This is a genomic window from Mycobacterium sp. (assembly GCF_049802695.1).
GTDB lineage: Bacteria > Actinomycetota > Actinomycetes > Mycobacteriales > Mycobacteriaceae > Mycobacterium.
This window is the reverse complement of the sequence record NZ_JBARMY010000281.1, coordinates 1-1,783: the sequence shown is the minus strand read 5'-3', so window position 1 is coordinate 1,783 and position 1,783 is coordinate 1. Positions and strand designations below refer to the sequence as shown.

Genomic DNA, 1,783 nt, shown 5'->3' with positions numbered 1-1,783 from the left:
CGGCGCACCCGCGCCGAAGGCGGTGCTGTGTATCCACGAAAGCGTCGCGCTGGCCGCGGCCATGGGTCACCACATGATCAGCGGGCGGCCCCAGGCAGTGATGGTGCACGTCGACGCGGGAACGCTGAACCTGGGTTGCCAGATCCACAACGCTCAGCGAAACCGGACTCCCGTCGTGGTTTTCGCCGGTCGCGCTCCGTACAGCGCAGCTTCCGACATCCGCGGCCACCGCGACAGTTTCATCCACTGGCAGCAAGAGCAACTCGACCAGCCGGCGATCGTACGCAACTACGTCAAATGGCATATGGAGGTGCCGCGCGGCCGCGAGCTGGCCCCGATCGTGCGGCGGGCGTTTCAGGTGACCCAATCCGGCCCGACCGGGCCTGCGTACGTGATGCTGCCCCGGGAAGCCTTGATGGAGCCCGGCGTCGCGTCGCTGCCGCGACGTCTGACGCCGGCCGCCCCACCCGGACCTGACCCGAAAGCCTTGGAACGGTTGGCTGCCATAGTCGCCGGCGCGAACCGGCTGGTCATCGTCACGTCACGAACCGGAGCCGAGCCGGCCAACGCGGCCGTGTTGGCCAGGATCGCCGAGCTGCTGGGTGCGCCGGTGATCGATCAAGGCGACCGCGCCAACCTGCCGGCCGGCCATCCGCTGCACACCAGCGACTCCGCGCCGCTGGGTGCGGCGGACGCGGTTCTGCTTCTCGACTCCGAAGTGCCGTGGGTACCGGCCCGGGGCGGCCCGCCCGAGAACGCGCAAATTGTGCAGATCGATGTGGACCCGGTCAAGCCGACCATGCCGATGTGGTCCTATCCGATCGAGGTGGCGTTGACCGCGGACACCCGTGTGGCGTTGCCACTGCTGGAGCAGGCGCTGGTGCGCCTGGCCACCGCCGATCTGCAGCAGCGGTGGACCGGACGCCGCCAGGCCGCCGAAGCCGAGATCACGAAGCTCCGAGACGAAGCAAAGCGCCGCGCCACGTCCGATTCGCCGGCCGACGCGCCGGACGCGATGCTGGCCGAACTGAGCCGCGCGTTACCGCCGCAAGCCGTGGTCGTCGAGGAGGCAGTGACCAACCGTCCTGCGGTGGCACGCCAGGTGCCTCGAGAACCCGGCCAGCTCTTCGACACCGGCGCCCCTGGGCTGGGGTGGGCCCTCGGCGGCGCGTTAGGGATTAAATTGGCCCGGCCGGAGGCGCCAGTGGTGGCAATCTGCGGCGACGGCTCGTTCAACTTCGGGGTGCCGACCGCGGCGTTCTGGTCGGCTCACCGCTACGGCGCGCCCTTCGTGGCCGTCGTCCTCAACAACCACTCCTACTGGGCGTCCAAGGCGCCGGTGATCGAGCTGTACCCCGACGGCGCCTCGGTCCGCGCCGACGACTTCGCGGAAACCCAGCTCACTCCGGCCACCGATTACGCCGCTCTGGCCACGGCGTGCGGAGGCGCGGGTCAGACGGTGCACACCCGCGACGAGATAGGCGACGCTGTCCGATGGGCGCTGGCTGTCAACGCCGAGGGCCGGTGCGCAGTGGTGGACGTTCGTCTGCCGCAGCCGTGATGTTCCTGGAGCGCTCCCGGCTGGTTGAGCGCCATCGCGGCCAACTTGCGACGCAGCGCCGGGACAAGATGGCAGGCTGGTAGTCATGCCAGAGCCGATCTTCCAACCTGTCGAGCGTCCGCGGCGATCCAGCGCTCCGCCATGGTCTCTGTCGATCACCGACCCCGGCCGCGCGGCGGTCGAGTTCGGGCTGATGCTCGGCACCCGGCCGCTGTGGCGCAC

General features: G+C 69.8%; 1 protein-coding gene. It reads left to right on the top strand.

Annotated elements, in window-relative coordinates:
• Positions 1 to 1,561: thiamine pyrophosphate-requiring protein (locus tag WA317_RS11495; protein ID WP_425173146.1), on the top strand; the 1,561-nt coding region annotated here is incomplete at its 5' end.
• Between the last annotated feature and the right edge of the window lie 222 nt (positions 1,562 to 1,783).